This is a genomic window from Bradyrhizobium sp. B039 (genome assembly GCF_038965675.1).
GTDB classification, from domain to species: Bacteria; Pseudomonadota; Alphaproteobacteria; order Rhizobiales; family Xanthobacteraceae; genus Bradyrhizobium; species Bradyrhizobium diazoefficiens.
This window is the reverse complement of sequence record NZ_CP152416.1, coordinates 5,054,428-5,080,399: the sequence shown is the minus strand read 5'-3', so window position 1 is coordinate 5,080,399 and position 25,972 is coordinate 5,054,428. Positions and strand designations below refer to the sequence as shown.

Annotated in this window: 21 protein-coding genes, 2 tRNA genes and 1 pseudogene; 16 read left to right on the top strand and 8 right to left on the bottom strand. The window is 63.9% G+C overall.

The features are described from left to right. Positions 1-6 precede the first annotated feature (6 nt). Positions 7-303, top strand: coding sequence for an antibiotic biosynthesis monooxygenase family protein (locus AAFG50_RS23740; RefSeq protein ID WP_028171678.1), 297 nt, complete (start codon positions 7-9; stop codon positions 301-303). 6 nt (positions 304-309) lie between these two features. Here the strand turns inward: AAFG50_RS23740 and AAFG50_RS23735 are convergent, their stop codons facing one another. Beyond that, entirely contained in the window at positions 310-1,443 is a 1,134-nt protein-coding gene (locus tag AAFG50_RS23735; RefSeq protein WP_028171679.1) for an AI-2E family transporter, read from the bottom strand. Positions 1,444-1,696: 253 nt separating this feature from the next. Between AAFG50_RS23735 and AAFG50_RS23730 the strand changes: the two genes are divergently transcribed. After that, complete coding sequence (locus tag AAFG50_RS23730) at positions 1,697-2,470, top strand: gamma-glutamyl-gamma-aminobutyrate hydrolase family protein (protein ID WP_028171680.1); 774 nt, start codon at positions 1,697-1,699, stop codon at positions 2,468-2,470. Between the two features lie 95 nt (positions 2,471-2,565). Here AAFG50_RS23730 and AAFG50_RS23725 read toward each other — a convergent pair. The 3 genes and pseudogenes from AAFG50_RS23725 to AAFG50_RS23715 form a co-directional block, all read right to left on the bottom strand. Then, positions 2,566-2,835: pseudogene (locus tag AAFG50_RS23725) on the bottom strand (EF-hand domain-containing protein); the annotation flags it as partial. 154 nt (positions 2,836-2,989) lie between these two features. Then, complete coding sequence (locus AAFG50_RS23720; protein ID WP_028171681.1) at positions 2,990-3,547, bottom strand: cytochrome b; 558 nt, start codon at positions 3,545-3,547, stop codon at positions 2,990-2,992. A 289-nt stretch (positions 3,548-3,836) separates the two neighbouring features. After that, positions 3,837-4,814 (bottom strand): helix-turn-helix domain-containing protein, encoded by a 978-nt coding sequence (locus AAFG50_RS23715; RefSeq protein WP_028171682.1) that lies wholly within the window; start codon positions 4,812-4,814, stop codon positions 3,837-3,839. Between the two features lie 152 nt (positions 4,815-4,966). On the opposite strand from AAFG50_RS23715, the gene AAFG50_RS23710 reads away from it, so the two are divergent. The 4 genes from AAFG50_RS23710 to AAFG50_RS23695 all read left to right on the top strand — a co-directional run bounded on the left by AAFG50_RS23710 (position 4,967) and on the right by AAFG50_RS23695 (position 8,789). Further along, positions 4,967-5,224, top strand: coding sequence for a tautomerase family protein (locus tag AAFG50_RS23710; RefSeq protein WP_011087716.1), 258 nt, complete (start codon positions 4,967-4,969; stop codon positions 5,222-5,224). Positions 5,225-5,404: 180 nt separating this feature from the next. Then, complete coding sequence (locus AAFG50_RS23705) at positions 5,405-6,811, top strand: nodulation protein NfeD (RefSeq protein WP_028171683.1); 1,407 nt, start codon at positions 5,405-5,407, stop codon at positions 6,809-6,811. Then, on the top strand, positions 6,808-7,569 hold the full coding sequence (locus AAFG50_RS23700) for a slipin family protein (RefSeq protein ID WP_028171684.1): 762 nt from the start codon (positions 6,808-6,810) through the stop codon (positions 7,567-7,569). Before AAFG50_RS23705 ends, AAFG50_RS23700 begins: the two co-directional genes overlap by 4 nt. 131 nt (positions 7,570-7,700) lie before the next feature. Continuing rightward, positions 7,701-8,789 (top strand): asparaginase, encoded by a 1,089-nt coding sequence (locus AAFG50_RS23695; RefSeq protein ID WP_231166493.1) that lies wholly within the window; start codon positions 7,701-7,703, stop codon positions 8,787-8,789. An 82-nt stretch (positions 8,790-8,871) separates the two neighbouring features. Here AAFG50_RS23695 and glnA read toward each other — a convergent pair whose 3' ends face one another. Together glnA and AAFG50_RS23685 are read right to left on the bottom strand one after the other, a co-directional pair. Beyond that, the gene (gene glnA / locus AAFG50_RS23690) at positions 8,872-10,281 is read right to left on the bottom strand and encodes a type I glutamate--ammonia ligase (protein WP_011087712.1); all 1,410 of its coding nucleotides are present in this window, start codon (positions 10,279-10,281) and stop codon (positions 8,872-8,874) included. Between the two features lie 153 nt (positions 10,282-10,434). Further along, complete coding sequence (locus AAFG50_RS23685; protein ID WP_007603495.1) at positions 10,435-10,773, bottom strand: P-II family nitrogen regulator; 339 nt, start codon at positions 10,771-10,773, stop codon at positions 10,435-10,437. 380 nt (positions 10,774-11,153) lie between these two features. Between AAFG50_RS23685 and AAFG50_RS23680 the strand changes: the two genes are divergently transcribed. After that, positions 11,154-12,653 (top strand): bifunctional ADP-dependent NAD(P)H-hydrate dehydratase/NAD(P)H-hydrate epimerase, encoded by a 1,500-nt coding sequence (locus AAFG50_RS23680; protein WP_028171686.1) that lies wholly within the window; start codon positions 11,154-11,156, stop codon positions 12,651-12,653. A gap of 108 nt (positions 12,654-12,761) precedes the next feature. Here the strand turns inward: AAFG50_RS23680 and AAFG50_RS23675 are convergent, their stop codons facing one another. Next, positions 12,762-14,066: a multicopper oxidase domain-containing protein gene (locus AAFG50_RS23675; RefSeq protein ID WP_028171687.1), complete on the bottom strand. Its 1,305-nt coding sequence runs from the start codon at positions 14,064-14,066 to the stop codon at positions 12,762-12,764. Between the two features lie 154 nt (positions 14,067-14,220). On the opposite strand from AAFG50_RS23675, the gene AAFG50_RS23670 reads away from it, so the two are divergent. The 9 genes from AAFG50_RS23670 (at position 14,221) to AAFG50_RS23630 (ending at position 24,951) form a co-directional block, all read left to right on the top strand. After that, a tRNA-Leu gene (locus AAFG50_RS23670) sits at positions 14,221-14,305 on the top strand. A gap of 177 nt (positions 14,306-14,482) precedes the next feature. After that, the gene (gene tig, locus AAFG50_RS23665) at positions 14,483-15,844 is read left to right on the top strand and encodes a trigger factor (RefSeq protein ID WP_028171688.1); all 1,362 of its coding nucleotides are present in this window, start codon (positions 14,483-14,485) and stop codon (positions 15,842-15,844) included. A gap of 291 nt (positions 15,845-16,135) precedes the next feature. Beyond that, positions 16,136-16,771 carry an ATP-dependent Clp protease proteolytic subunit gene (locus AAFG50_RS23660; protein WP_011087708.1) on the top strand — a complete coding sequence of 212 codons (636 nt, stop codon included), beginning with the start codon at positions 16,136-16,138 and terminating at the stop codon, positions 16,769-16,771. Between the two features lie 448 nt (positions 16,772-17,219). Next, positions 17,220-18,491, top strand: a complete 1,272-nt coding sequence (gene clpX / locus AAFG50_RS23655) for an ATP-dependent Clp protease ATP-binding subunit ClpX (RefSeq protein ID WP_008547851.1) — start codon at positions 17,220-17,222, stop codon at positions 18,489-18,491. A 324-nt stretch (positions 18,492-18,815) separates the two neighbouring features. After that, the gene (gene lon / locus AAFG50_RS23650; protein ID WP_011087707.1) at positions 18,816-21,239 is read left to right on the top strand and encodes an endopeptidase La; all 2,424 of its coding nucleotides are present in this window, start codon (positions 18,816-18,818) and stop codon (positions 21,237-21,239) included. Positions 21,240-21,309: 70 nt separating this feature from the next. After that, positions 21,310-21,714: a GFA family protein gene (locus tag AAFG50_RS23645; protein WP_011087706.1), complete on the top strand. Its 405-nt coding sequence runs from the start codon at positions 21,310-21,312 to the stop codon at positions 21,712-21,714. 49 nt (positions 21,715-21,763) lie between these two features. Beyond that, positions 21,764-21,840 (top strand) — tRNA-Val (locus AAFG50_RS23640). A 183-nt stretch (positions 21,841-22,023) separates the two neighbouring features. After that, positions 22,024-23,979, top strand: coding sequence for an acyltransferase family protein (locus AAFG50_RS23635; RefSeq protein ID WP_080668034.1), 1,956 nt, complete (start codon positions 22,024-22,026; stop codon positions 23,977-23,979). Between the two features lie 111 nt (positions 23,980-24,090). Beyond that, on the top strand, positions 24,091-24,951 hold the full coding sequence (locus AAFG50_RS23630) for a methyltransferase domain-containing protein (protein ID WP_028171689.1): 861 nt from the start codon (positions 24,091-24,093) through the stop codon (positions 24,949-24,951). A 51-nt stretch (positions 24,952-25,002) separates the two neighbouring features. Here AAFG50_RS23630 and AAFG50_RS23625 read toward each other — a convergent pair whose 3' ends face one another. Further along, positions 25,003-25,971: a cation diffusion facilitator family transporter gene (locus AAFG50_RS23625; RefSeq protein WP_028171690.1), complete on the bottom strand. Its 969-nt coding sequence runs from the start codon at positions 25,969-25,971 to the stop codon at positions 25,003-25,005. Position 25,972: the final 1 nt, after the last annotated feature.

The window sequence follows — 25,972 nt, the reverse complement described above, 5'->3', positions numbered from 1 at the left end:
AAGCCGATGATCACCGAGATCGCGCAAATCGACGTCAAGCCGGGCAGCGAGAAGGATTTCGAGGCCGCTGTCGCCAAGGCCAAGGCCGCGTTCGGCCGCTCCAAGGGCTTTCACGGCTTCGAGCTGCACAAATCGATCGAGAAGCCGCAGCGCTATCGCCTGATGGTGAAGTGGGCGACGCTGGAGAACCACACCGTCGATTTCCGCGGCTCCGAGAATTTCGCCGAATGGCGCGGCCTCGTCGGCCAGTATTTTGCCGCGCCTCCGGAGGTCGAGCACACCGAGACCGTGCTGACGACCTGAGCCGCCTCAAGCCGCCTCCGCCAGGGGCGGCGCCTCATAGGTCTTGAAATGGTCGATCATGACCTTGGCGATGGCGACCAGTGGCAGCGCCAGCGCCAGGCCCCAGATTCCGAAGACGACGCCGAGCAGGATCTGGAACGCGAACAGCGTGGCCGGCGGAATGTCCAGCGCCTGCCGCTGGAGCAGCGGCGTCAGCACGTAGCTCTCCATCGCATGCACGCCGAGAAACAGGATCAGTGCGGATAGCGCCGGGATCCAGCCCGAGGCGAGACTCGCCAGCACCACGACGACGCCGGCGATGATGGCGCCGACGGTCGGGATGAAGGCGAGGAGGCCGGCCTGGATTCCCAGGATGAACGAGCCGGGGATGCCGATGATGGCCAGCCCGATCCAGGTCACCACGCCGACTGCCAGCATGACGATGATCTGCGCGATCAGCCAGCGCTCCAGCGTCTCGCTGATGCGGTCGACGATCAGCGTAGCCCGCGTGCGGTGCCTGGCCGGCACGAGGAACAGCAGGCCGTCGTGATAGACGCTGGGCTGGGCAGCGAAGGCCAGCCCGAGAAACAGCACGATGAAGATGTTGCCGACGGCGCTGATGGTGCCGAGCAGCAGCTTGAAGGTCTGGCTCACGATCGCCCCGCCGCTGGACGCGAGGGCGCCTGCACCCGGCAAATTGCCGCGCGGGGCCGTGTTTGGGGTGGGCGTCGACCCTGCATCGGTGGAGGCGGCGGGTGCGGGGTTGCCGAAATCGAAGAAGCTGGTGTCGATGCCGTGGTTGTCGAGAAAGGACTTCACGTTGGTGATCTGCGACCTGATGGTCTTGCTGAGCAGCGAGGCCTGTTCGGCGATGGTGGCGCCGCCGAGATAGGCGACGCCCGCGAGCATCAGGGCCAGCGCGATGCAGACGATCGCAAGCCGCATTGTGTGCGGCAGGTGCACGCGGCGGCCGAGTGCATTGGTCAGCGCGTTGAGGCCGACGCCGAGCAGCATGCCGGTGAAGATCAGGAGCAGGGTGGCGGCAAAATACCAGGTGAAGGCGAGCAGCGCCGTGACCAGCACGACGCTGATGCCGCCGACCGAGATGGCCCAGGCCAGGTCGCTGCGGGTCCGGGGTCGTTCATCTCGGGAAATTGTCACGTCGTCTCCTTTTGGGAAGGCCGCAGAGCGCACTCTTTCGCCAAATCTCACCTGGGATCAAGCCGAGGCTAAGCACCGGGGTTTGACGCCTCGGCGGGCCTGCTTTGGCCGACGCCGGGGCGCGAAAGGGGGGCCGAGGCGGCGCCAAAGGCGCGAAAATAGCATTGCCGTCCCGCAATCCCTTCGGTTGAATTTGTTCCATCGGAAGGGCATGTTTGGAGAATCTTCTTACGGGGGAGGTCGGAAACGGAAGATGAGAAAGCCGGTCGTCGGCGTGATCGGGAACGCCCATCGCGTCGAAAATCGATTTCAGGTCCAGATGGTCGGCGAGCGCAATTTGCGTGCGGTGGCCGAGGTCTCCGGCGGCCTGCCGGTGATGTTTGCGGGCTCGCCCGACATCACCGACATCGGTGCGTTGCTCGATACCGTCGACGGCATCGTCCTCACGGGCGCCCGCGCCAACGTCCATCCGACCCGCTTCAACGTAGACCCTTGCGAGAAGCACGAGCCCTACGACATCCACCGCGACGAGGTGGCGCTGGCGCTTTCGGTCGCCTGCGTTGCGCGCGGCATCCCGCTGTTCGGCATCTGCCGCGGCCTCCAGGAGATGAACGTCGCCTTCGGCGGCTCGCTGCACCCCGAGATCCGCGAGATCCCGGGCCGCATGAACCATCGCATGCCCCGGCTCGAGAACGGCGAGATCCACCCTGATCCGACCGTGGTGTTCGCCGACCGCCACGATGTCGACCTCACGCCGGGCGGGGCGTTCGCACGGCTGCTGGGCTGTGAGAGGATCCGGGTCAATTCTCTGCACGGCCAGGGCATCCTCGATCCCGGCAAGCGCGTGCTGATCGAAGGTGTCGCCGAGGACGGCACCATCGAGGCCATCCGCATCGCGGAAGCCCCGACCTTTGCGCTCGGCGTGCAATGGCACGCCGAATACGATCCCCAGCGCAATCCGATCAACCGGAAGCTGTTCGAGGCGTTTGGCGCAGCGCTGGTGGAGCGGCAGCGCGCGACGGCGTAGATCACGTTCGTGTCCCGGACAAGCGAAGAGCTGATCCGGGACCCACGCCGCTCGGAGGTCCTGCTGGGGGATAGCTCGTTTGGCGGATAGTCAGCCTATCTTCTGGTTTGTAGGAACGCTTGCATCTCTTCCGGCGTGAGTTTGCCATCCTCATTGCTGTCCATTGCCTTGAAAATTCGCTCGTGGGCTGCCTGAAACTCCGCCGACGAGATGGCTCCGTCGCCGTCGGAGTCCATAAGCGCAAACATCATGCGGAACATTATGGGAGGCCCCATCGCGTCCACACCCATCGTGCTGCGCCCCTTCATCGCGCGACCCATCATGTCTCCACCACCCATCATGCCTTGTCGCTCTCCGGACGGGCTTGCGGGGGGCGTCGTTTGCGCTGGATGAGCCGGTCGCGAACCTGCACCCACGGTTCATGCGGCGCCACAAAGGTCCAGAAATAGCACGTTGGTCCGCCGCCGCCTCGATCGTTGCATCACTCGCCGAGGATGTTGCGGTACCCGTGGTACGCCATCATTTGCCGCGAGGTAGCATGCGGTTCAACGTATTGTCGCGAAAAACGATATGATGGATCAGAGCTGCGCCAGCATGAAAGAACGCGACGAATACAAGCGCGTGGGCCGCAATTTCGTGGATCTCCTTGACCGAATGCGCGAAAGCTCTATCTCGTATCCATGGCGATGATATTTCGTAGATGCCGAGCAGCGGCAACGCCTCGCCACGCGCAAACTGCGTAACGATCCCGGCGACCGGAACGACAACGAGCAAGGCGTAGAGCGTATAATGAAAAAGACGGGCGGATGGGTCGGCGAAGGCGCCAAGCCATCTGCGGAATTCGTTTGGCTCGGGAGGTGGCGGCGGAACGGCCGCCCTCCACACCAGCCGCATGATCAGTGCGGCCAGGATCAACAGGCCGGCGGAAACATGAACAAGCAGGCCTGTCTCGCGCGCGCCACCCTTGGGCAAGTCATCGCCAAATATGCCGAGCGTCCACGCAACGATCACCAGAACTACCGTCGCCCAGTGGAGGAACTGGGGAACAGTACCGTATCGGTCAGGGGAACTCGTCAATGTCGCCTCCCTTCGGCTTCGATCCGGTGGCGCGGGTCAACTCTTCAAACATCATTACATCAGAAAAGTCGCGCCAACTCGTTGATCCACCTCATGGCGCGACCTGTTTCTCGCGCGAGGATGGCTGCATCTTTCTGAGACGAGTTCGATTACTGCGTATTACGGTATTGCTCGGCCGCGATCTGCTCACGGCGTCGGGCCGGAGCAGAGTTAAGTGCACTGTCGCCGCAGTTGTGGATTTGCCGGGCGAACAAGGCGCTAAGCTGGGTCGAACACCCTTGGTCAGCGGTTACGCCGTCCGCTCCATCCGCCGCGCGCGATACGCCTGAGGCGACATCAACGTCAGCTTGCGGAACGCCTTGCGAAAGCTGCTCTCGTCTTCATACCCTGTCGTGCGCGCGATGGTCTTGATCGGCTGCGTCGTCGTCTCCAGCAGCGTGCGCGCGTGCTCGACGCGGCGGCGCATGATGAAGGCTTGTGGCGGCTCGTGCGTGAGCTCCTGAAACTTCCGGTTCAGCGTGCGCTCGCTGAGGCCGAGCGCGCCGGCAAGGCGCTTGACCGTCATCGGGCTCTTGCCGGTGCGACGAACCAGCAGGTCGGCCCTGGTCAGCAGCGGGTCCTGCGAGAGCAGGTAGCCCACGGGCATGAAGATCGATTGGGTGCGCTGTGCGGTGTCGATGACGACGTAGTCCGCGCACAGTTTTGCGATCTGCTTGCCGTCGACCATCTCGATCAGCCTGAGCAGGAGGTCGACCCACGACATCGGGCCGGCGGCGCAGACGACGCGGTCCGCGCTGGTGATGACTGCGTCGGGGGCGAGATCGATCGCGGGATGGCGCTGCCGGAGCTCGCTTTGCAGCCACCAGGTGATGGTGGCGCGGCGGTTGTCGAGCAGGCCCGCTCCGGCAAGCAGGAAGACGCCGCTGCAAAAGGCGCCGATCAGCCGGCCGTTGGCGTGCTGTTGCCGCAGCCAGGCGCCGGCACGGACGTATTGCGGCCGCAGGCGCTCGGCCGTGACGTGATCGACGAGGTTGCCGGGGACGAGGATCGCGTCGAAGCCGGCGCGCTTGCCGATCGCGCCGTCGACTGCGACCGTCTGGCCGCCGCCGGCGCGCACCGCCTTGCCGTCGAGCGACAGCGTCTGCCAGGTGAAGCGGGATTTTTCGCCGCTCTGCTGCATGACATGATTGGCGAGCGACAGGACGTCGGCGACGCCTGAGATCGCCGAATGCATGCAACCTTCCAGCGCCAGAACTGCGAGCTTCATGGGATCTCCTGCCAGCCACTGGCGACCCTAACCGATCGGCGCCAGCGATGCGTGGCGGAAATTGCCCGATCTCTGGCTGATCCGCCACTGCCCTGCCCGGGGCGCCGGGTCCAAATTCGCTCTGTCGTCACACGACATGATTGGAGAGAGACATGCCTTACGTCACCATATCCACCGTCCGCGGCATCCTGGACGCCGCGCAGAAGAAAACGCTGCTCGAACGCGTCACCGACCTCCTGGTCGAGGTCGAAGGGCAGGGCAGTCCGGACTTCCGCCGCAACGTCTGGGTCAGGATCGAGGAGCAGGAACCTTCGCACTGGTCGCTCGGCGGCATGCAGCCGACGAGCGAGATCATCGCGAGTACGTTCGGCGCGATCGGAGCGGACGGGGTGCGGATCGCGAGGCCGTAGCCGCCAAGTGCGCGGGCGGATCAGCCCAAGGCATGGTCCCCAAGGCATGGTCCGCCACCGCCCTGCTCAACCGATCCGCGGGGCGATTTCCATTGCATCGCACAATCAGACAAGGGCCTGCACACGGCTGCATTGAGGTTCAAGAGACGAACACCATATGCTCTGCAAGGGAGCCCTGCCGTGCAGACCATGAAGGCGGCCCTCGTTACGGCGATTGGCGTCGTGGCTTTGATCTGCTGCCTCCTTCCCAGTTCAGCAGAGGAGAACGGCCGTCTTGCACTGATTGTTTCGATCGACGGGGCCATTGGCCCCGCGTCGGCCAGTTACGTGAAGGAGGCCTTGGCCCACGCAAGCGAGCGGCGCGCCGAGGTCGTGCTTCTGAGAATCAACACTCCCGGCGGACTCAATTCCAGCATGCGCGAGATCATTGCGGATGTGCTGGCCTCACCCGTCCCTGTCGTCGGTTACGTCGCTCCCTCCGGCGCCCACGCGGCGAGCGCGGGGACCTATATCCTTTATGCGACCCACATCGCGGCGATGGCGCCGGGCACCAATATTGGTGCAGCAACGCCGGTGCAGATTGGCGGACCGCTGCCGGGTCTGCCGAGCGGTACACCGGACAAGGGCGGCAAGGACAAGAAGGACGGTGACCAGCAGGGCGAGAAGGATCAGCCCAAGGATGCGATGACGGCAAAGGTGACCAATGATGCGGTTGCATTCATCCGTAGCCTTGCGGAGCTGCGCAACCGCAATGTGGACTGGGCGGAGAAAGCGGTCCGTGAGGCCGCCACTCTCTCTGCCAACGGCGCGCTAGAGGCCCATGCCATCGATCTCGTCGCGCGCGATCAGGCCGAATTGCTGAGGCAACTCGATGGCCGCGTGGTGGAGGTTGCAGGCGGCAAAACGCAACGCCTCGCGACGAAGGATGCGGTCGTTGAAGCCATCGACCCCGGATGGATATCCCGCTTCCTGGCGGTCATCACCGATCCGAATGTGGCGTTCATTCTCCTGATGGTCGGCATCTACGGCCTGATCTTCGAGTTCATGTCTCCCGGGGCCGTCGCTCCGGGAGTCGTCGGCGCGATCTGCCTGTTGATCGGCCTCTATGCGCTCAATTTGCTGCCGATCAACTATGCCGGGCTTGCCCTGATGCTGGTCGGCATAGTGCTTCTCACTGTCGAAGCCTTCAATCCGACGGTGGTGATCGGTCTCGGAGGGATCGTCGCTTTCGTGCTGGGAGCGCTGATGCTTTTCAGGGTCGAGGCGCCCGGCTACCACCTGTCGTGGTGGGTAATCGGCATCGCTGCAGCTGTGTTCACCGGCTTTGCGCTCGTCGTGCTTGGTTCGCTGCGGCGTGCCGCCAACGCTCCTGAACGGGTCGGCGCGCAAGCCATGCGAGGCTTGCCCGCCGAGGTTCTCGACTGGCGTGGGAGCGAAGGTCATGTCTTCGCCCATGGCGAGCGCTGGCAGGCGCGCGGCGCCGAAACGTTCAAGCCCGGAGAGACGGTCGAAGTCGCAAACGTCGTCGACCTGACGCTGCTGATACGGCGCGCACCAGCCCGAACAGGCGAGGGAGATCCGTCATGATGCTGGAATATCTGACCTATGCGGCGCTCGCGTTGCTTGTCATCATGTTCCTATCCCAGGCTATTCGAATCCTGCGTGAATACGAGCGTGGCGTCGTCTTTACGCTCGGTCGCTTTACCGGCGTGAAGGGCCCGGGCCTCATCATCCTCATTCCGGTAGTGCAGCAATTGGTAAAGGTCGATCTACGGGTGATGGTGCAGGTCGTCCCGCCCCAGGACGTGATTTCGCGGGACAACGTCTCCGTCAAGGTCAACGCCGTTCTGTATTTCCGCATCGTCGATCCCGAGCGGGCCATCATCAAGGTCGGCGATTACATGGCCGCCACCAGCCAGCTCGCGCAGACCACGTTACGCTCGGTGCTCGGCAAGCACGAGCTCGACGAGATGCTTGCCGAACGCGACAGGTTGAACGCCGACATCCAGGAGATCCTCGACAAGCAGACCGACGTCTGGGGCATCAAGGTCACCGGGATCGAGATCAAGGACATCGATCTCAACGAAACCATGGTGCGCGCGATCGCCAAGCAGGCCGAAGCGGAACGGTTGCGGCGCGCCAAGGTGATCAACGCGATGGGCGAGCAGCAGGCCGCCGAAAAGCTCGTCGAGGCCGGCCGGATTCTCGCGCAGGAGCCACAGGCGATGCAGCTACGTTACTTCGCGGCCCTGCACGACATCGCGGGCGAACGGTCGTCGACCGTCGTCTTTCCGCTACCGACGGGTTTGCTCGATCATTTTATGCCGCGGCGGGACAACCCATAGGGAAAGCAGCAGGCTGACCCATCTTCGGCCTCAATGGGCGTATCGAATGTCGATCCCTACTTGAACGGGAGGACAATTCGATGACGAAGCCTACCGCCAGCCCAGCCAGCTGTCGCCAACGTCGAACATCCATGCTTGCCATTCCACTGCTGTCTTTTGCGCTCTGGTCCGGCGGCATCGGCGCAGCGGCGCACGCTGCAGAGCCGGGCAAGGACGCTTCGGCCGGAGGCCTGCCGCGCATTCTCGTGCTTGCGACCGGAGGCACCATCGCAGGCCAGGCCGACGCGCGTGCGACCGGTGCGTACAAATCGGGCCAGATCACGGGCGAGCAATTGATGCAGTCGGTGCCGGGTCTGGACAAGCTGGCAAAGCTGAACGCCGAACAGATTTCGTCGATCGGATCCCAGGACATGAACGACAAGGTCTGGTTTGCGCTGGCCCGTCGTATTCAGGAGGCCTTCGACAAGAACGAGGCCGACGGCGTCATCGTGACCCACGGCACGGATACGCTGGAGGAGACGGCGTTCTTTCTCGACAATGTGGTGCGTGGCGACAAGCCGGTGGTCATCGTCGGCTCGATGCGTCCGGCTTCAGCCGTCAGCGCGGATGGCCCCGGCAATCTGTACGAAGCGGTCCAGGTGGCCGCCGATCCCCGATCCCGCGGTCGCGGCGTCATGGCCGTGCTGAACGACAAGATCGAGGGAGCACGCTCGGTCACCAAGACCAACACCACGAGCATCGAGACGTTCAATTCTCCCAACGGCGGGCCGATCGGCTATGTCGACACCGCGGGCGGCATCCGTTTCATGGCCCAGGCTGCCGGTCTCAAGCGCGCGGCCTATCAGCTCCCGGCAGGCGAGCAATTGCCGCGGGTCGAGATCGTCTACTCGCATGCCAACATGGACGCCGTTCCGATCGAGGACGCCATTTCCCACGGCGCCAAAGGCATCGTGCTGGCCGGTGTCGGTGACGGCAATACGTCGAAGCCGGCGCTCGATGCGCTCGAAGCGGCCGCGAAGAAAGGGATCCTCGTCGTCCGTTCCACGCGGGTTCGGTCTGGCTTCGTCACCCGCAATGTCGAGGTCGACGATGACAAGAACGGCTTCGTCGTGTCCGAGGACCTCAATCCCCAAAAGGCACGGGTTCTCACCCAGTTGCTGATCGCGAGCGGCGTGACGGGGCCGGCCGAGCTCCAGCGGGCTTTTACAGCGACATGGTGACTGGATCGGCGACGAGGCGCCCCAAAACGAAAAGGCGCCCCTCGCGGAGCGCCTTTTGCTTGTCGCAGACAGTTCGGGCCGCTTAGCCCGAATAGTACATGTCGAACTCGACCGGGTGCGGGGTCATTTCGAAGCGCTCGACTTCGGTCATCTTCAGCTCGATGTAGCTGTCGATGAAGTCGTCGTCGAACACGCCGCCGGCCTTGAGGAAGGCGCGGTCCTTGTCGAGGTTCTCGAGCGCCTCGCGCAAGCTGCCGCACACCGTCGGGATCTGCTTCAGCTCTTCCTTCGGCAGGTCGTAGAGGTCCTTGTCCATCGCCGGACCCGGATCGATCTTGTTCTTGATGCCGTCGAGGCCGGCCATCAGCATCGCGGCGAAGCCGAGATAGGGATTGGCGAGCGGATCCGGGAAGCGCACCTCGACACGCTTGGCCTTCGGCGAAGCGGTGTAGGGGATGCGGCAGGAGGCCGACCGGTTGCGCGCGGAATAGGCGAGCAGCACGGGAGCCTCATAGCCCGGGACCAGACGCTTGTAGGAGTTGGTCGAGGGGTTGGTGAAGGCGTTGATCGCCTTGGCGTGCTTGATGATGCCGCCGATGTAGTGGAGGCAGGTCTCCGACAGGTCGGCATATTTGTTGCCGGCGAACACCGGCTTGCCGTCCTTCCAGATCGACTGGTGCACGTGCATGCCCGAGCCGTTGTCGCCATAGACCGGCTTCGGCATGAAGGTGGCGGTCTTGCCGTAGATGTGGGCGACCTGGTGGATGCAGTATTTGTAGATCTGCAGATGGTCGGCCATCAGCGTCAGCGTGTCGAACTTCATGCCGAGCTCGTGCTGGGCGGAGGCGACCTCGTGGTGATGCTTCTCGACCTTGACGCCCATCTTGGCCATGGCGCCGAGCATTTCCGAGCGCATGTCCTGCACCGAGTCCTGCGGCGGGACCGGGAAGTAGCCGCCCTTGGTGCGGACGCGGTGGCCGAGATTGCCGCCTTCATATTCGGTGTCGGTGTTGGTCGGCAGCTCCGAGGAGTCGAGCCTGAAGCCGGTGTTGTAGGGGCTGGAGGAGAAGCGCACGTCGTCGAACACGAAGAACTCGGCTTCGGGGCCGACGAAGACGGTGTCGCCCACGCCCATCGACTTCACCATGGCTTCCGCCTTCTTGGCGATGCCGCGGGGGTCGCGGTTGTAGGGCTCGCCGGTGGTCGGCTCGAGCACGTCACAGGTGATGACCATGGTGGTCTCGGCGAAGAACGGATCGATCGTCGCGGTCACCGGATCCGGCATCAGGCACATGTCGGACTCGTTGATCGCCTTCCAGCCGGCGATCGAGGAGCCGTCGAACATCGTCCCTTCGGCAAATATGTCTTCATCGATCATGCTGACGTCGAACGTCACATGCTGCCACTTGCCGCGCGGATCGGTGAAGCGCAGGTCGACGTACTTGACGTCGTTGTCCTTGATCGATTTCAGGACGTCTTTGGCGGTCTTCATGCATACCCCTTTTGGCTCTGCGGGTCGGTTTCCAGATGAGCAGGATTATTCTCGCTTTTGGCGAGTTCGCGCGCGACCGCACAAACGAATTCGGGCCGCCGAAGCAGCCTTATTTCTTGTCAGAGTGTCGCAAAATGCGGGATAGCACCCGGCTCAGATAGCGTCCAGCCCGGATTCGCCGGTTCGGATGCGGATCGCCTCTTCGATGTTGGAGACGAAAATCTTGCCGTCACCGATGCGACCGGTCTGCGCAGCGCGGCGGATCGCGTCGATGGCGCGCTCGACCAGATCGTCGCCGATCACGATCTCGATCTTCACCTTGGGCAGGAAGTCGACGATGTATTCTGCGCCGCGGTAAAGCTCGGCGTGTCCCTTCTGCCGGCCAAAGCCCTTGGCCTCGGTGACGGTGATGCCCTGAAGGCCGACTTCCTGAAGCGCTTCCTTCACCTCGTCGAGCTTGAACGGCTTGATGATGGCTTCGATTTTCTTCACTGCGCGCCTCCCGGCATTTCGATCAAATAGCAACGTCTTCGTCAGGATGCGCTTTTCTCACGCACGATCTTGTCTTCGCTATGCCGGGATCCCTGACCAGCCCGGCACCAACGGCCGGCCACACCCTGATAGATGTCAGTGAGCACGACGAACCGAAGCGGCTTCCTCGAAAGCAGGGTCTATGCCAAGTTGCAAATGCCCTGATTATTGGAGCGTTATCAGCCTTTTAACGAGCATCTCTGATAGGTGGAGCCGACCGGCCCAAAATACCGAAGACTACGAAATAGGCAAACGGTTCAATCTGTGGGCAAATCGGCGTTCCGGCGGTCGGATCGGCACCGAAGATGCCTGTTGAAGAGGCGTTTGTACAGGGAAGTGGCATGGAAGTTCTGACCAACGCCGAAATGCAGCGCGCCGACCAGCTCTCGATCGCGGCCGGCACGCCCGGCTTCAAGCTGATGCTGAGCGCGGGCCAGGCGGTCGCCGAGGCCGCCAACGCGCTGGTGGAGGAGGGGCCTATCCTGATCGTGGCCGGCCCCGGCAACAATGGCGGCGACGGTTTTGTCGCAGCCGCCGAGCTCGCCGCCCAGGGGCGCGAGGTCTCGGTGATCCTGATGTGCGAGCGCGACCAGCTCCAGGGCGACGCGGCCTCCGCCGCGCGCGGCTGGAAGCACCCGGTGCTCCCGTTCAATCCGCAGGCGATCGGAAAGCCCGCGCTGATCATCGACGCGCTGTTCGGGGCGGGCCTCAGCCGCCCCGTCGACGGCGAGGCGCGCGCGATGATCGAGGCCGTCAACGCCAACGGTGCCTTGGTGCTCGCGGTCGATCTGCCGAGCGGCATCAACGGCACCAGTGCCGCCGTGCTGGGCGCCGCGGTCAACGCCACCGAGACCGTCACCTTCTTCCGCAAGAAGCCGGCGCACCTGCTGGTGCCGGGGCGGATGCATTGCGGCCGCGTGCGCGTTGCCGATATCGGTATCGACGCACAGGTGCTTGACGAGATCAGGCCGCAGACCTTCGAGAACGACCCGGATTTCTGGGGCGCGGCCTTTCCGGTGCCGCGGATCGACGGCCACAAATATGCGCGAGGGCAAGTGCTGGCGGTCTCGGGCGATGCAGCCGCGACCGGCGCGGCGCGGCTTGCCGCGCGCGGCGCGTTGCGGGCCGGCGCGGGCCTGGTGACGCTGGCGAGCCCGCGCGATGCGCTCGCGATCAATGCGGCCGCGCTGACCGCGGTGATGGTTCGCCCCGTCGACACCGCGATCGAGTTCGGCGAGCTGCTCGGCGACAAGCGCTACAACACCTGCATCATCGGCCCCGGCACGGGCGTTGGCGATCGCACCTGCGATTTCGTCCACACCGCGCTTGGCGCGCAGCGGCATCTGGTGCTCGACGCGGATGCGCTGACGAGCTTTGCCGCAAATCCCGAGCGCCTGTTCGAATCGATCAAGTCCTCGCACGACAATGCGGTGGTGCTGACGCCGCACGAGGGCGAGTTTCCGCGCCTGTTCTCCGATCTCAGCAACAAGCACCCCGGCCGTTCCAAGCTCGAGCGCGTCCGTGCCGCCGCCGAACGCTCCGGCGCGGTGGTGCTGCTGAAGGGGCCGGATACCACCATCGCCGCGCCGGACGGCCGCGCCACCATCGCCGCCAATGCGCCGCCCTGGCTCGCCACGGCGGGTGCGGGCGACGTGCTCTCCGGTATCATCGCGGGGCTCCTGGCGCAGGGCGTGCCGGCCTTCGAAGCCGCCAGCATCGGCGTGTGGATGCATGGCGAGGCGGCAAGCGAGGCGGGGCCGGGGCTGATCGCGGAGGACCTGACTGAGACGCTCCCGGCCGTGCACCGGCGGATTTATAACGCACTGGGGATCGAGTACTGAGCTGCTCGCTACGGCGGGTAGGATGGGTAGAGCGAAGCGAAACCCATCATCTCAAACCTCGGCACGGTGGCGGTGGGTTTCGCTGCGCTCTACCCATCCTACGAAACCTCACTCCACCGCGTACCAGCGCACCAGCCGCGGCGCGGCCCAGTCGGTCACGACGGATTCGATCAGCCATCGTCCGGGCGAGGTCGCCGCGAACGCGATGCGTTGGGTCTGGCCGGACTCGATCGCGAGCGTGTCGAGCCAATAGGGCTTCCAGCCGTCGTCGAGCTTGTCGAGCAGGCGAAAGGGATGGCCGTGCAGGTGGAACACCGTGGTCAGGGGCGCGGGGTTCTTGAGGGTCAGCACGACGGTGCGGCCGGTCCTGGCGCGGAAGGCGGGCGCCGAGGAGGTGGAGAAATCCGCAGGCCGCGTCCAACCGGTATCGGGTGCACTTAGCGCGACATCGAACCGCAGGGCGCCTTTGAGATCGAGCTGGTCGGGCAGGGCATTCGCAGGGAGCGGTTGTGGCGGCAACAGCGGCGCGCGCCGCTCCAGTCTGCCGGAGATCGAGAGGTTTCCGATCGGGCGGGCCTCCTTGCTGTCATGCAGCAGAAATTGGGCCGATGTGGCTGCGTCCACAAAAGCGTCGGCCCGTCCGCCCGGGGCCAGCACCAGGGCGCCGTTGCGGGCCGGGAACGGCTCGGCCGGCTGTCCGTCCAGGGCCATCACGCGGACCTCGTGATTCTCCAATTTGATTGCGAGGACAGTGCGTTGGGAGCCATTGATAAAGCGCAGCCGCAGCCGCTCATTGGCGGCGGCTGAGAGCTCGCATGAAGTCTGCCCGTTGATTGTATAGAGCGGGGTCGTGTCCTTGGGGTCGCGGCCCGGGGGCAGCGCGGTCCCATCCGGCCGCAGGCGCCATTCCTCGATCAGCAGGACCTCGTCACGATCGACGGCGATGCGGCTCGTCTCCTCCGCGATGATCGGAAGCGGCCGCGCCGGCTGCTTCAGGCCGTCCTCGAAGAGGCGAAAGTCGGTCAGCAGGGTTCCGGCGTTTGGTATTGAAATAATTGAAGTTTCAGTCGCATCCGGCGCCGTCGGCGCGCGTCCTCGCAGCGGGTCCGCCGCAGCCGGGCCGTTGAGGCCGTACCAGACTGGGGCAAGCGGCACAGGCAGGTCGTTGCGGAACACCACCTCGCAGCGGTCGCCGCGCTTGAGATGGACGCCCCTGGTATGGCTTACGGCGGCCAGCTCCCAGATTGGTGTGGGCGGCTGCCCCGGCTTCAGAGCCAGCGTTGCCGGCCTCGCCTGAAGGGCGATCTGGGCGGTCACGGACGGACCTGCGCCGCCGGCCATCAGCCCCGCAGCCGAGGCTCCGAGGCCAACCAGAACCTCGCGTCGGCTCGGGTGAAAGATCCGCGGTTTCATGGCCCGATCCGGACCACGCCGCGCTGGATAAGTCCAGCCATCGTGCCTACTTGAAGCCTGCCTCCATCAGGCCATTTTTTTGCTGCGAACAGTCAGGCGCATGCTATAAGCCCGGCCGCCCGCGGCATCGCGGCCGGTCTTGATGCAAATTCACGCGGGCGTGGCGGAACTGGTAGACGCGCTGGATTTAGGTTCCAGTGACGAAAGTTGTGGGGGTTCGAGTCCCTCCGCCCGCACCAAGCGCTTTCAGCGTTTGCACGGATTACCGAAGGGCCTCGCTTCGTGCGGATGTTTTCCGTCTGGAGCAGGGCTCTGATGAACCACCGGCGTTGAGGCGTTTGCCTCGCGTTGGATCGATTAATGACAGCGTCCCGACGCATGCGTGCCGGGGCCGAACGAGAAGAAGATTGGACGCCATGCAGGTCACAGAAACCCTCTCGGAAGGTTTGAAGCACGAGTTCAAGATCAGCGTTCCCGCGTCTGATCTCGACGCCAAGGCCGGCGCCAAGCTCGTCGACCTCAAGGACAAGGTCCGCATCAACGGCTTCCGTCCCGGCAAGGTGCCGGTCGCTCACCTGAAGAAGGTCTATGGCCGCTCGGTGATGGCCGAGACCATCGACCAGACCATCCGCGACACCAACACGCAGCTGTTCTCCGAGCGCGGCTTCCGCCTCGCGACCGAGCCGAAGATCACGATGCCGAGCGAGCAGGCCGAGGTCGAGGAGCTGCTGAGCGGCAAGACCGATCTGACCTACACGGTTGCGATCGAGGTGGTGCCGTCGATCGCGCTCGCCGACTTCAAGACTTTCCAGGTCGAGAAGCCCGTGGCTGACGTTACCGACGCCGACGTCGACGAGGCGATCAAGCGCATCGCCGACACCAACCGCGGCTATGCCGCGAAGGCCGACGGCGCCAAGGCCGGGTCGGGCGACCGCGTCACCATCAACTTCAAGGGCACCATCAACGGCGAAGTCTTCGAGGGCGGCACCGGCGAGGGCATTCAGGTCGTCATCGGCTCCAACACCTTCATCCCCGGCTTCGAGGAGCAGCTCACCGGCATCGGCGCGGGCGAGACGCGCACGCTGAAAGTGTCGTTCCCCAAGAACTACATGAACGACAAGCTCGCCGGCCAGCCGGCCGAGTTCGAGACCACCGCGACCTCGATCGAAGCGCCGCAGGACATTGCGATCGATGACGAGTTCGCCAAGACGCTCGGCCTCGAATCGCTGGACAAGCTGAAGGAAGCCGCGCGCGAGCGTCTGGTTGCCGAGTTCGCCGGTGCGACCCGCCAGCGCGTCAAGCGCGCGCTGCTCGACCGTCTCGACGAGGCGCATCGCTTCGAGGCGCCGCCCTCGCTCGTCGACGAGGAGTTCAATCTGATGTGGAACTCGGTCAAGGCCGAGATGGACTCGGCCGGCAAGACCTTTGCCGACGAGGACACCACCGAAGATGCCGCCAAGGAAGAGTACCGCAAGATCGCCGACCGCCGCGTGCGCCTCGGCCTCGTGCTCTCCGAGATCGGCGAGAAGAACAAGATCACCGTGACCGACGACGAGGTCGGCCGCGCCGTGATCGAGCGGGCCCGCCAGATGCCCGGCCGCGAGAAGGAAGTCTGGGACTATTACCGCAGCAACGCCCAGGCGCTGGCCCAGCTTCGTGCGCCAATCTATGAGGACAAGGTCGTCGACTTCATCCTCGAGCTCGCCAACGTGACCGAGAAGAAGGTTTCGCGCGAGGACCTCTACAAGGACGACGAGGCGGAAAAGACCGCGGCCTGAAGGCTTTGAGACAGTCTTCTATTAAGGATGATCAGCGGAAGGGCCCGGCTAGCCATGTGGCTGGCTGGGCCTTCTTGCGAGAATCAGCTTCAAGTGCCCGGCGGATTAAGCCTTAATGCGCTCCGCACTTGTCTGGCGCGAATTGGGCTATATCTGTCGGTACACCCTGTACCCAAACTTCTACCGCTACCAACTTCCTGCATCACGGGCGTCCATCGGCCCTCCGGCAAATCCAGCCCAAACTGGCAGCCAAGAGTGGCGATGTCCGCCTCCGAAAACCCTAGGTGACTCATGCGCGATCCGGTTGAAACCTACATGAACCTCGTGCCCATGGTGGTCGAGCAGACCAACCGTGGCGAGCGCGCCTACGACATTTTCTCGCGCCTGCTGAAAGAGCGCATCATTTTCCTGACCGGTCCGGTCGAGGACGGCATGTCGACGCTGGTCGTCGCGCAGCTGTTGTTCCTCGAAGCGGAAAATCCGAAGAAGGAAATCTCGATGTACATCAACTCGCCGGGCGGCGTGGTGACGTCGGGGCTTGCGATCTACGACACCATGCAGTTCATCCGCCCGCCGGTCTCGACGCTGTGCACGGGGCAGGCGGCCTCGATGGGCTCGCTGCTGCTCGCCGCCGGCGAGAAGGACATGCGCTTCTCGCTGCCGAACGCGCGCATCATGGTGCATCAGCCCTCCGGCGGCTTCCAGGGCCAGGCCACCGACATCATGCTGCACGCGCAGGAAATCCTGAACCTGAAGAAGCGGCTCAACGAGATCTACGTGAAGCATACCGGCCAGACCTACAAGACGATCGAGGACGCGCTGGAACGCGACAAGTTCCTGACCGCCAACGACGCCAAGGAGTTCGGCCTGGTCGACAGGGTCATCGACAAGCGCGCCGAAGAGCCGGCCGCGGCGAAGACCCAGTAGCACTACCGGTCGGTAGCGGCGTCCCTCGGGGGCGCCCGGGTACCTTCAGGGGAGTGTTCACGTTTAGGACTCGTGTGCGCGCTGCAAAACGCCGTTTTGCGCCCTGCGACAGGCAGAAAGTTCCGCTTTCGTGCTTGTTTTTCGTGGCAATCCAGCAACGCCGGGGTGATTTCGATCACTTCGCCCGTGCCAAGACCTGAAATCACGGTATTGTCACGGGTAGCCGGCGACCCCCGATTAGCGAATTCTTGATAGTCGGGTGACAGCATGGTTGGCTACGAATGATCCGCTATGATCGCGGGAGAATCGAGTGACCGTGATTCGCACGGGATGTAGCGCGTAGGGTCTTTTTTGGTACGGAATTTGCTCTATTTGAACTTCATACCGACCGGTGTGTCGGGATGGAGCGATCGAGCGGAACGGGATCGAACCGCGGACGGAGACATGAATGAGTAAGGTCGGCACGAGCGACTCCAAGAACACGCTATATTGCTCGTTCTGCGGCAAGAGCCAGCACGAAGTCCGCAAACTGATCGCGGGTCCCACGGTCTTCATCTGCGACGAGTGCGTCGAGCTTTGCATGGACATCATCCGCGAGGAGAACAAGTCCTCGCTGGTCAAGTCGCGCGACGGCATTCCGACGCCGAAGGAAATCTGCAAGGTGCTGGACGATTACGTGATCGGCCAGAGCCACGCGAAGAAGGTCCTGTCGGTCGCGGTGCACAACCACTACAAGCGCCTCAACCACCAGACCAAGCACAACGACGTCGAGCTCGCGAAGTCGAACATCCTGCTGATCGGTCCGACCGGTTCGGGCAAGACGCTGCTCGCGCAGACGCTCGCCCGCATTCTGGACGTCCCCTTCACGATGGCGGACGCAACGACGCTGACCGAAGCCGGCTATGTCGGTGAGGACGTCGAGAACATCATCCTGAAGCTGCTCCAGGCCGCCGACTACAACGTCGAGCGCGCCCAGCGCGGCATCGTCTACATCGACGAAATCGACAAGATCAGCCGCAAGTCCGACAATCCCTCGATCACGCGCGACGTGTCGGGTGAGGGCGTGCAGCAGGCGCTCTTGAAGATCATGGAAGGCACGGTGGCTTCGGTCCCGCCGCAGGGCGGCCGCAAGCATCCGCAGCAGGAGTTCCTGCAGGTGGATACCACCAACATCCTGTTCATCTGCGGCGGCGCCTTCGCCGGCCTCGAAAAGATCATCTCGGCACGCGGACGGTCGACCTCGATCGGCTTCGGCGCCCAGGTGCTCGCGCCGGAGGACCGCCGTACCGGCGAGATCTTCCGTCACGTCGAGCCTGAGGATCTCCTGAAGTATGGTCTCATCCCCGAGTTCGTCGGCCGTCTGCCTGTCGTGGCGACGCTCGAGGATCTGGACGAGACCTCGCTGAAGAAGATCCTGACCGAGCCGAAGAACGCGCTTGTGAAGCAGTACCAGCGCCTGTTCGAGATGGAGAACATCGAGCTGACCTTCGCCGACGAGGCGCTTGGCGCGGTCGCCCGCAAGGCGATCGAGCGCAAGACCGGCGCCCGTGGCCTGCGTTCGATCCTCGAGGCGATCCTGCTCGAGACCATGTTCGACCTGCCGGGTCTGGAAGGTGTGGAAGAAGTCGTGATTTCCCGCGAAGTCGTGGAAGGCACGGCCCGTCCGCTCTACATCTACGCCGATCGATCCGATCGCGCCGTCGAGAACGCCAGCGCCTGATTTGCGGCGCTGGAACGCTCCAATCGTCCTGAGAAGTGACGGCTGCGGAAGGTATCTCCGCAGCCGAGTTTGCGTCGCTTACCCGTGTGCGTAAGCGCCTGATGGCGCGCGTTTTTCAATGACTTGACACCCCCCCGGTCGATAGCCACCTAATGTCGGCGGCGAGCGTGAATTCTCTTCAAGATTCGCCTCAGTTCCGATCCGGCAAGCCCGGTCCACCCTTGGAATGGTAGACTGGTTTTGTGGATCACCTCGGCACCTTGTGGCGGTTGCGCATGAGCATGGCGGGCTGCGTGCAAGGGGGCAAAGCAAAAGGAAAAGGCCATGACTAATCCAAAACCCAGGCCAACCATCGTCCATGGCGAAACGCACGCTTATCCCGTGCTTCCCTTGCGCGACATCGTCGTCTTCCCGCACATGATCGTGCCGCTCTTCGTCGGCCGCGAGAAGTCGATCCGCGCGCTCGAAGAGGTGATGAAGAACGACGCGCTGATCATGCTCGCGACGCAGAAGAACGCGTCCGACGATGATCCGGCGCCCGATGCGATTTACGAGACCGGTACGCTTGCCAGCGTGCTCCAGCTCTTGAAGCTTCCCGACGGCACCGTGAAGGTGCTGGTCGAAGGGCTCGAGCGTGCGCGCGTGCAGAAATACACCGATCGCGCCGACTACTATGAAGCGACCGCGATTGCGCTCGCCGATACCGATGCGAAGTCGGTGGAGGCGGAAGCGCTGGCACGCTCGGTCGTGTCCGACTTCGAGAGCTATGTGAAGCTCAACAAGAAGATCTCGGCCGAGGTCGTCGGCGTCGTGCAGGCGATCACCGATTTCGCCAAGCTCGCCGACACGGTCGCCTCCCATCTCGCCGTCAAGATCGCGGATCGCCAGGGCATCCTGGAGACGCTGTCGGTCACCACGCGCCTCGAAAAGGTGCTGGGCCTGATGGAGAGCGAGATCTCGGTGCTTCAGGTCGAGAAGCGCATCCGCTCGCGCGTCAAGCGCCAGATGGAGAAGACCCAGCGCGAGTATTATCTCAACGAGCAGATGAAGGCGATCCAGAAGGAACTCGGCGACGACGACGGTCGCGACGAGCTCGCCGATCTCGAAGAGAAGATCTCCAAGACCAAGCTCTCCAAGGAAGCGCGCGAGAAGGCGCAGCACGAATTGAAGAAGCTGCGCCAGATGTCGCCGATGTCCGCGGAAGCGACCGTCGTGCGCAACTACCTGGATTGGCTGCTGTCGATCCCGTGGAACAAGAAGTCCAAGGTCAAGAAGGACCTGGAATCGGCGCAGGCTATCCTGGACTCCGATCACTACGGTCTGGAGAAGGTCAAGGAACGTATCGTCGAGTATCTCGCGGTGCAGTCGCGCGCCAACAAGCTGACGGGACCGATCCTGTGCCTCGTCGGACCTCCCGGCGTCGGCAAGACCTCGCTCGGCAAGTCGATCGCGAAGGCGACCGGACGCGAGTTCGTGCGCGTCTCGCTCGGCGGCGTGCGCGACGAGGCCGAGATCCGCGGTCACCGCCGCACCTATATCGGCTCGATGCCCGGCAAGATCATCCAGTCGATGCGGAAAGCCAAGTCGTCCAATCCGCTGTTCCTGCTGGACGAGATCGACAAGATGGGCGCCGACTTCCGCGGTGATCCGTCCTCGGCTTTGCTCGAGGTCCTCGACCCCGAGCAGAACGGGACCTTCAACGACCACTATCTCGAGGTCGACTACGATCTGTCCAACGTGATGTTCATCACGACCGCGAATACGCTCAATATTCCGGGACCGTTGATGGACCGCATGGAGATCATCCGGATCGCGGGCTACACCGAGAACGAGAAGGTCGAGATCGCGCGCAAGCACCTGATCCCGAACGCGGTGTCCAAGCACGGCCTGGACTCCAAGGAGTTCTCGATCGACGACGACGCGCTGCTGCTGCTGATCCGCCGCTACACCCGCGAAGCGGGCGTGCGTAACCTGGAGCGTGAGCTCTCCACACTCGCCCGCAAGGCGGTGAAGGAGCTGATGATCTCCAAGAAGAAGTCGGTCAAGGTCACCGAGAAGTCGCTCGAAGAGCTTCTGGGTGTGCCGAAGTACCGCTTCGGCGAGATCGAGAGCGAGCCGCAGGTCGGCATCGTCACCGGCCTTGCCTGGACCGATGTCGGCGGCGAGCTGCTGACCATCGAAGGCGTCATGATGCCGGGCAAGGGCAAGATGACGGTCACGGGCAACCTGCGCGACGTGATGAAGGAATCGATCTCGGCGGCGGCGTCCTACGTCCGCTCGCGCGCGATCGTCTACGGGATCGAGCCGCCGCTGTTCGACCGGCGCGACATCCACGTGCACGTGCCGGAAGGCGCGACGCCGAAGGACGGTCCGTCGGCGGGCGTGGCGATGGCCACCGCGATCATCTCGGTCATGACCGGCATCCCGGTCCGCCACGATGTCGCGATGACCGGCGAGATCACGCTGCGCGGCCGCGTGCTGCCGATCGGCGGTCTGAAGGAGAAGCTGCTGGCTGCTGCCCGCGGCGGCATCAAGACGGTGCTGATCCCCGAGGACAACGCCAAGGATCTCACGGAGATTTCCGATGCGATCAAGGGCGGCATGGAGATCATCCCGGTCTCCCGTCTCGACGACGTCGTCGCCAGGGCGTTGGTGAAGAAGCCGGTGCCGATCGTCTGGGAAGAGGACACCAAGGTGACGGTGAAGCCGGACGGCGACGAAGCCGCCGGTGGCCTGACCGCTCACTGAGCTCCAGCGAAAGATGATAAAACGGCGCCTTCGGGCGCCGTTTTTGCTTTGATGCAAGGGAACGAGGGCGATGCAGATCGACGGGCAATGCCATTGCGGGCAGATCACCTTTGAAGCCGAGATCGACCCCGAGGCGGTCTCGGTCTGCCATTGCCAGGACTGCCAGACGCTGACGGGATCACCGTTCCGGGTCACCGCGATCTGTTCCGCCGGCGACGTCAAGCTCACCGGCGGCACGCCAAAAATCTACGGCAAGCGCGGCGACAACGGCCGGATGCGCTTCCAGCATTTTTGCGCCGACTGTGGTTCCCCGCTGTTCACCAGCGGCGAGGGCGACCAGGCCGACGACTGGGGCATCCGCTGGGGCAGCATCCGCCAGCGCGACGCTCTGAGGCCCAGCCGACAGATCTGGTGCCAGTCGGCGGCAGTGTGGATCGACGCCGTGCCGGGGCTGCCGGGGAGGCCGCAGGATTGATGTTCCGTACTTGCTCACCGAGGGCGGGTAGGGATAAAGAGGCGGCGAGGGGCGGTTAGCTCAGCTGGTTAGAGCATCTCGTTTACACCGAGAGGGTCCGCGGTTCGAATCCGTGACCGCCCACCAACGCGTTTTTCGGTACTGCCTCGTCAATTGGAACGGGCCGAGCGGGCAGCACCGAGCCGACGGCCATCGGTTCCGGCTGCATCTTGTGCTTGCGGCCGGTCTTCGCGTCGGGCATATCGGCCCGAACTGGGACGCGTAGAGCGGCTGCCCTGCCAAGCACCACCTGGATCCGACGCCGGCCATATGCCGACCAAGCTGCCCTACCGACCGGAGATCGACGGCCTGCGAGCGATCGCGGCCCTGCCTGTCATTCTCTATCATGCCGGGGTTCCCGGATTCTCGGGCGGCTTTGTCGGAGTCGACGTCTTCTTCGTGATCAGCGGCTATCTGATCACGTCGATCATCCTCGACGAATATGAAAATGGCGGCTTCAGCTTCGTCGGCTTCTACGAGCGGCGCGCCCGGCGCATTTTGCCGCCTTTGTTCCTGGTCTGCCTTGCGTGCATTCCGTTCGCCATCTATTCGCTGAGCCCGCGCGATCTCGAGGAGTTCGCCAGGAGCCTGCTCTCGGTCTGCGGTTTCGTTTCGAACTTCTTCTTCTGGTCGCAAAGCGGATATTTCGACGGGCCGACCGAGCTCAAGCCACTCGTCCATACTTGGAGCCTTGCGGTCGAAGAGCAGTTCTATCTGGTCTTTCCGATCGCGCTGTTCTTGTTGCTCAAGCTCGGTCGACGTCACGCCATCGCGTTGTTTGTCGCGACCGCTGTACTGAGCTTCGCTCTCGCTGTTTGGGGATCGCGTCACGCGACGGCAGCGACCTTCTACCTCCTGCCGGCAAGGTATTGGGAGCTTTTGATCGGTGCGCTGCTGCCGCTGTGCCGCATCGAGACCGAAGCGCGGCGCCTGCCGCGCCGGCTCGCCGAGCCGCTTGCGTTGCTCGGTCTTGCATTGATCGCGATTCCGATCTTCACCTATCACAACATTCCCTATCCCGGCGTTTACACGTTGCCGCCGACACTCGGCACGGCGCTGGCGATCGTGTTCCTGCGACCCGATACGCTATCGGGCCGCATCGTTGCGACGCGCGGCCTCGTTGGCATCGGCCTGATCAGCTACAGCGCCTATCTCTGGCATCAGCCCGTGTTTGCGTTTGCGCGGCTCGGCGCGATCTATGAGGCCAATATCCCGGTCTTCATCGGCCTTTCGGCGATTGCGCTGCTCCTGGCCTACCTGACCTACGTGCTGGTCGAGCGCCCGGCGCGCGACCGCAAGCGGTTCACCCGGAACGAGGTGTTCGCCTATTGCGGTGCTGCCTCCGCGGGACTGGCCGGCCTCGGACTGGTCGGCATCTTCACCGGCGGGCTCGAGAACAGCTATCTCGCCCGCAACGACATGGCGACCCAGCGGGCCTATGCGCTCATCAAGCAATATGGCTTGCGCGATATCAAGGCCCGGCTGATCGACAGCGGCTGCCAGTTCTGGTCTCCCCGTCCGGACGAGGCGTTCGAGGCGCGGTTTCGATCCTGTGCCGAGAAGTTTGGCCCGGCCACCATGGTCGTCGGCGATTCCCACGGCGAGAACGTCTACAATGCGGTGGCCAAGGCGAGCCCCGGCGAGTTCGTCGTCGGTCTGGTCGACGAAGGCTGCCGTGCGTGGAACGACAGCGATGCCTGTCCGTATTCCAGGCTCAAGGGCTTCCTCGATCGCAACGGAGCTTCCGTGCGCGGGATCGTCTTCAACGTGTCGGGAGCTCACCTTCTGACCGACCTGGAAGGCAATTCGGAAAACCACCACCTGTTCGAGTGGAAGACGGGATATCTCATCAATTACGAGAAGGTCGCCTTCACGATCAACTATCTGCGGACGATCGCGCCGCTGGCGAAGATCGTGTGGCTCGGTCCCTTTGTCGAAGCACGGGTCAACTTCCGCGATCCGCCGTCAATCGCAAGGGACGCGTTCAGGATGAATCCCGTCTCGCTCCATCATTTCAAGGCGCTGGACGCCGAGATTGCCAAGGAAGTCGCCGAAGGGCCACAGACCTTCAAGTATCTGTCATTCTACGACGTGCTCAAGGTCGATCAGTATTTCCTGCTGACCGGCGATTGTCTGACGTTCAGCGATCCCGATCATCTGAGCGCCTGCGGCGAGGAGTTGCTTGGCGAGAAGCTCAAGGCCCAACTGCCCTGGCCGAATTCGTAGGCTCCAGGCACAAGCATCCAAGCGGTGCCCGTCCGACCTTCAATTTGAATGGGCCGCAACTTCGGTTCGTGATATGGGCTGAACGGCGCGTGAGTGCGCGATGAGGTCCCGATGCAGCAACCCAGCGGACACGAGCAGAATGTCGACCAGATCGCCTATTGGAACGGCCCCAGCGGGCAACGCTGGGCCGATCGACATGCGGTGCAGGAGAGGCTGCTCGGGCCGATCGCGGATGTCCTGATCGATCGCGCCGGGCCGAAGCCGGGCGAGCGCGTGATCGACGTCGGCTGCGGCTCCGGCGCAACGACGGTGGCATTTGCGAAGGCGGTGGCGCCTGATGGCTTCGCGCTCGGCCTCGATGTCTCCGACCCCATGTTGTCGCAGGCGCGTGCGCTGGCGCCAAAGGGCCTGCCGCTCGATTTCGTGCTGGCGGATGCGACGGTGCATCCGTTCGAGCCGGCGAGCTTTGACCTCCTGGCCTCGCGCTTCGGCGTGATGTTCTTCGCCGATCCCATTGCGTCCTTCACCAACCTTCGTCGCGCGCTGAAGCCGTCCGGGCGGCTCGCCTTCGCCTGCTGGCGCGAGCCGAAGGAGAACCCGTGGATGATGGCGCCGCTGATGGCGGTCTACAAGCACGTGCCCAAAATGCCGCCGGTCGGGCCGGAGGAGCCGGGCCCGTTCGCCTTCGCATCCGAAGAGCGCGTGATGCGCATCCTGAAAGGGGCGGGCTTCGTCGATGTGGCGACGGAGCCGCACAATCTCGCGATGGATATCGCCATCGGCGGCGGCCTCGATGCCGCCGTCGAGGGCTCGCTCCAGATCGGCCCCGCCAGCCGAGCGCTGCAAGGGCATCCGCCGGAGACGTATGAGGCCGCTAAGGCCTCGATCCGCAAGACGCTCGCGCCGTTCTTGAAGGGACAGTCGGTGGCGCTTCAGGGCGCGATCTGGATCGTGACGGCGAAGGCGTCGTAGCGCTCGCTGCTCGACGCGGTTGTGCGCAGTTGAAGCTGAGCAAATGCCGTTTCACACCACGTCATCCGGCGCCAGCGCACAGCCATTATCCGGATGCGTCTCCACCTGAAGCGTGGTGTGGCCGATGCGGAAGGATGTCTTCAGCATCTGCGCGGTCTCCATCAGGAACGCATCGCCGCTACCTGCGGGCATGACGAGATGGCAGGTCAGCGCCGTCTCGGTGGTCGAGATCGGCCAGACGTGCAGATCGTGGATCGCGGACACACCCGGGCGCGCCAGCAGGAGCGCCCTGATCGCGGCGAGGTCGGTGCCCTTGGGGGCGGCCGCCATTGACATGTCGATGGAGCCGCGGAGCAGGCTGGTCGTGCTCCAGAGAATGGCGGCGCAGATGACGAGGCTGGTGACGGGGTCGAGCCAGAGCCAGCCGGTCCAGATGATCAGCGCCGCCGAGACGACGACGCCAAGCGAGACGGCGGCGTCGGCGGCCATGTGCAGATAGGCGCCCTCGATGTTGATGTCGTCCTTGCGACCGCTCGCGAACAGCATGGCGGTGAAGCCGTTGACGAGGATGCCGATGCCGGCGACCACCATCACGGTCACCCCCGCGACCGGCTCCGGCTCGCGCAGGCGTAAAATCGCCTCCCAGCCGATCGCGCCGGTCGCGACCAGCAGGAACACGGCATTGGCCAGTGCCGCCAGGATGGTCGAGGCACGCAGGCCGTAGGTGAAGCGTCCGCTCGGCGCGCGCCGCGCCGCGATTGCGGCGCCCCACGCCACGACCAGGCCGAGCACGTCGGAGAGATTGTGTCCGGCGTCCGCGAGCAGGGCGGTGGAGTTGCCGATATAGCCATAGACCGCCTCGGCCACGACCAGCGCAGTGTTGAGCGAAATGCCGATCGCGAAGGCCTTGCCGAAACTGGCGGGCGCATGGACATGCGCGTGGCCGAGACCACGACCATGATCATGCCCGTGACCTGCATCGTCATGATGGTGATCGCCGTGGTGGTCGTGGCTGCCCAAA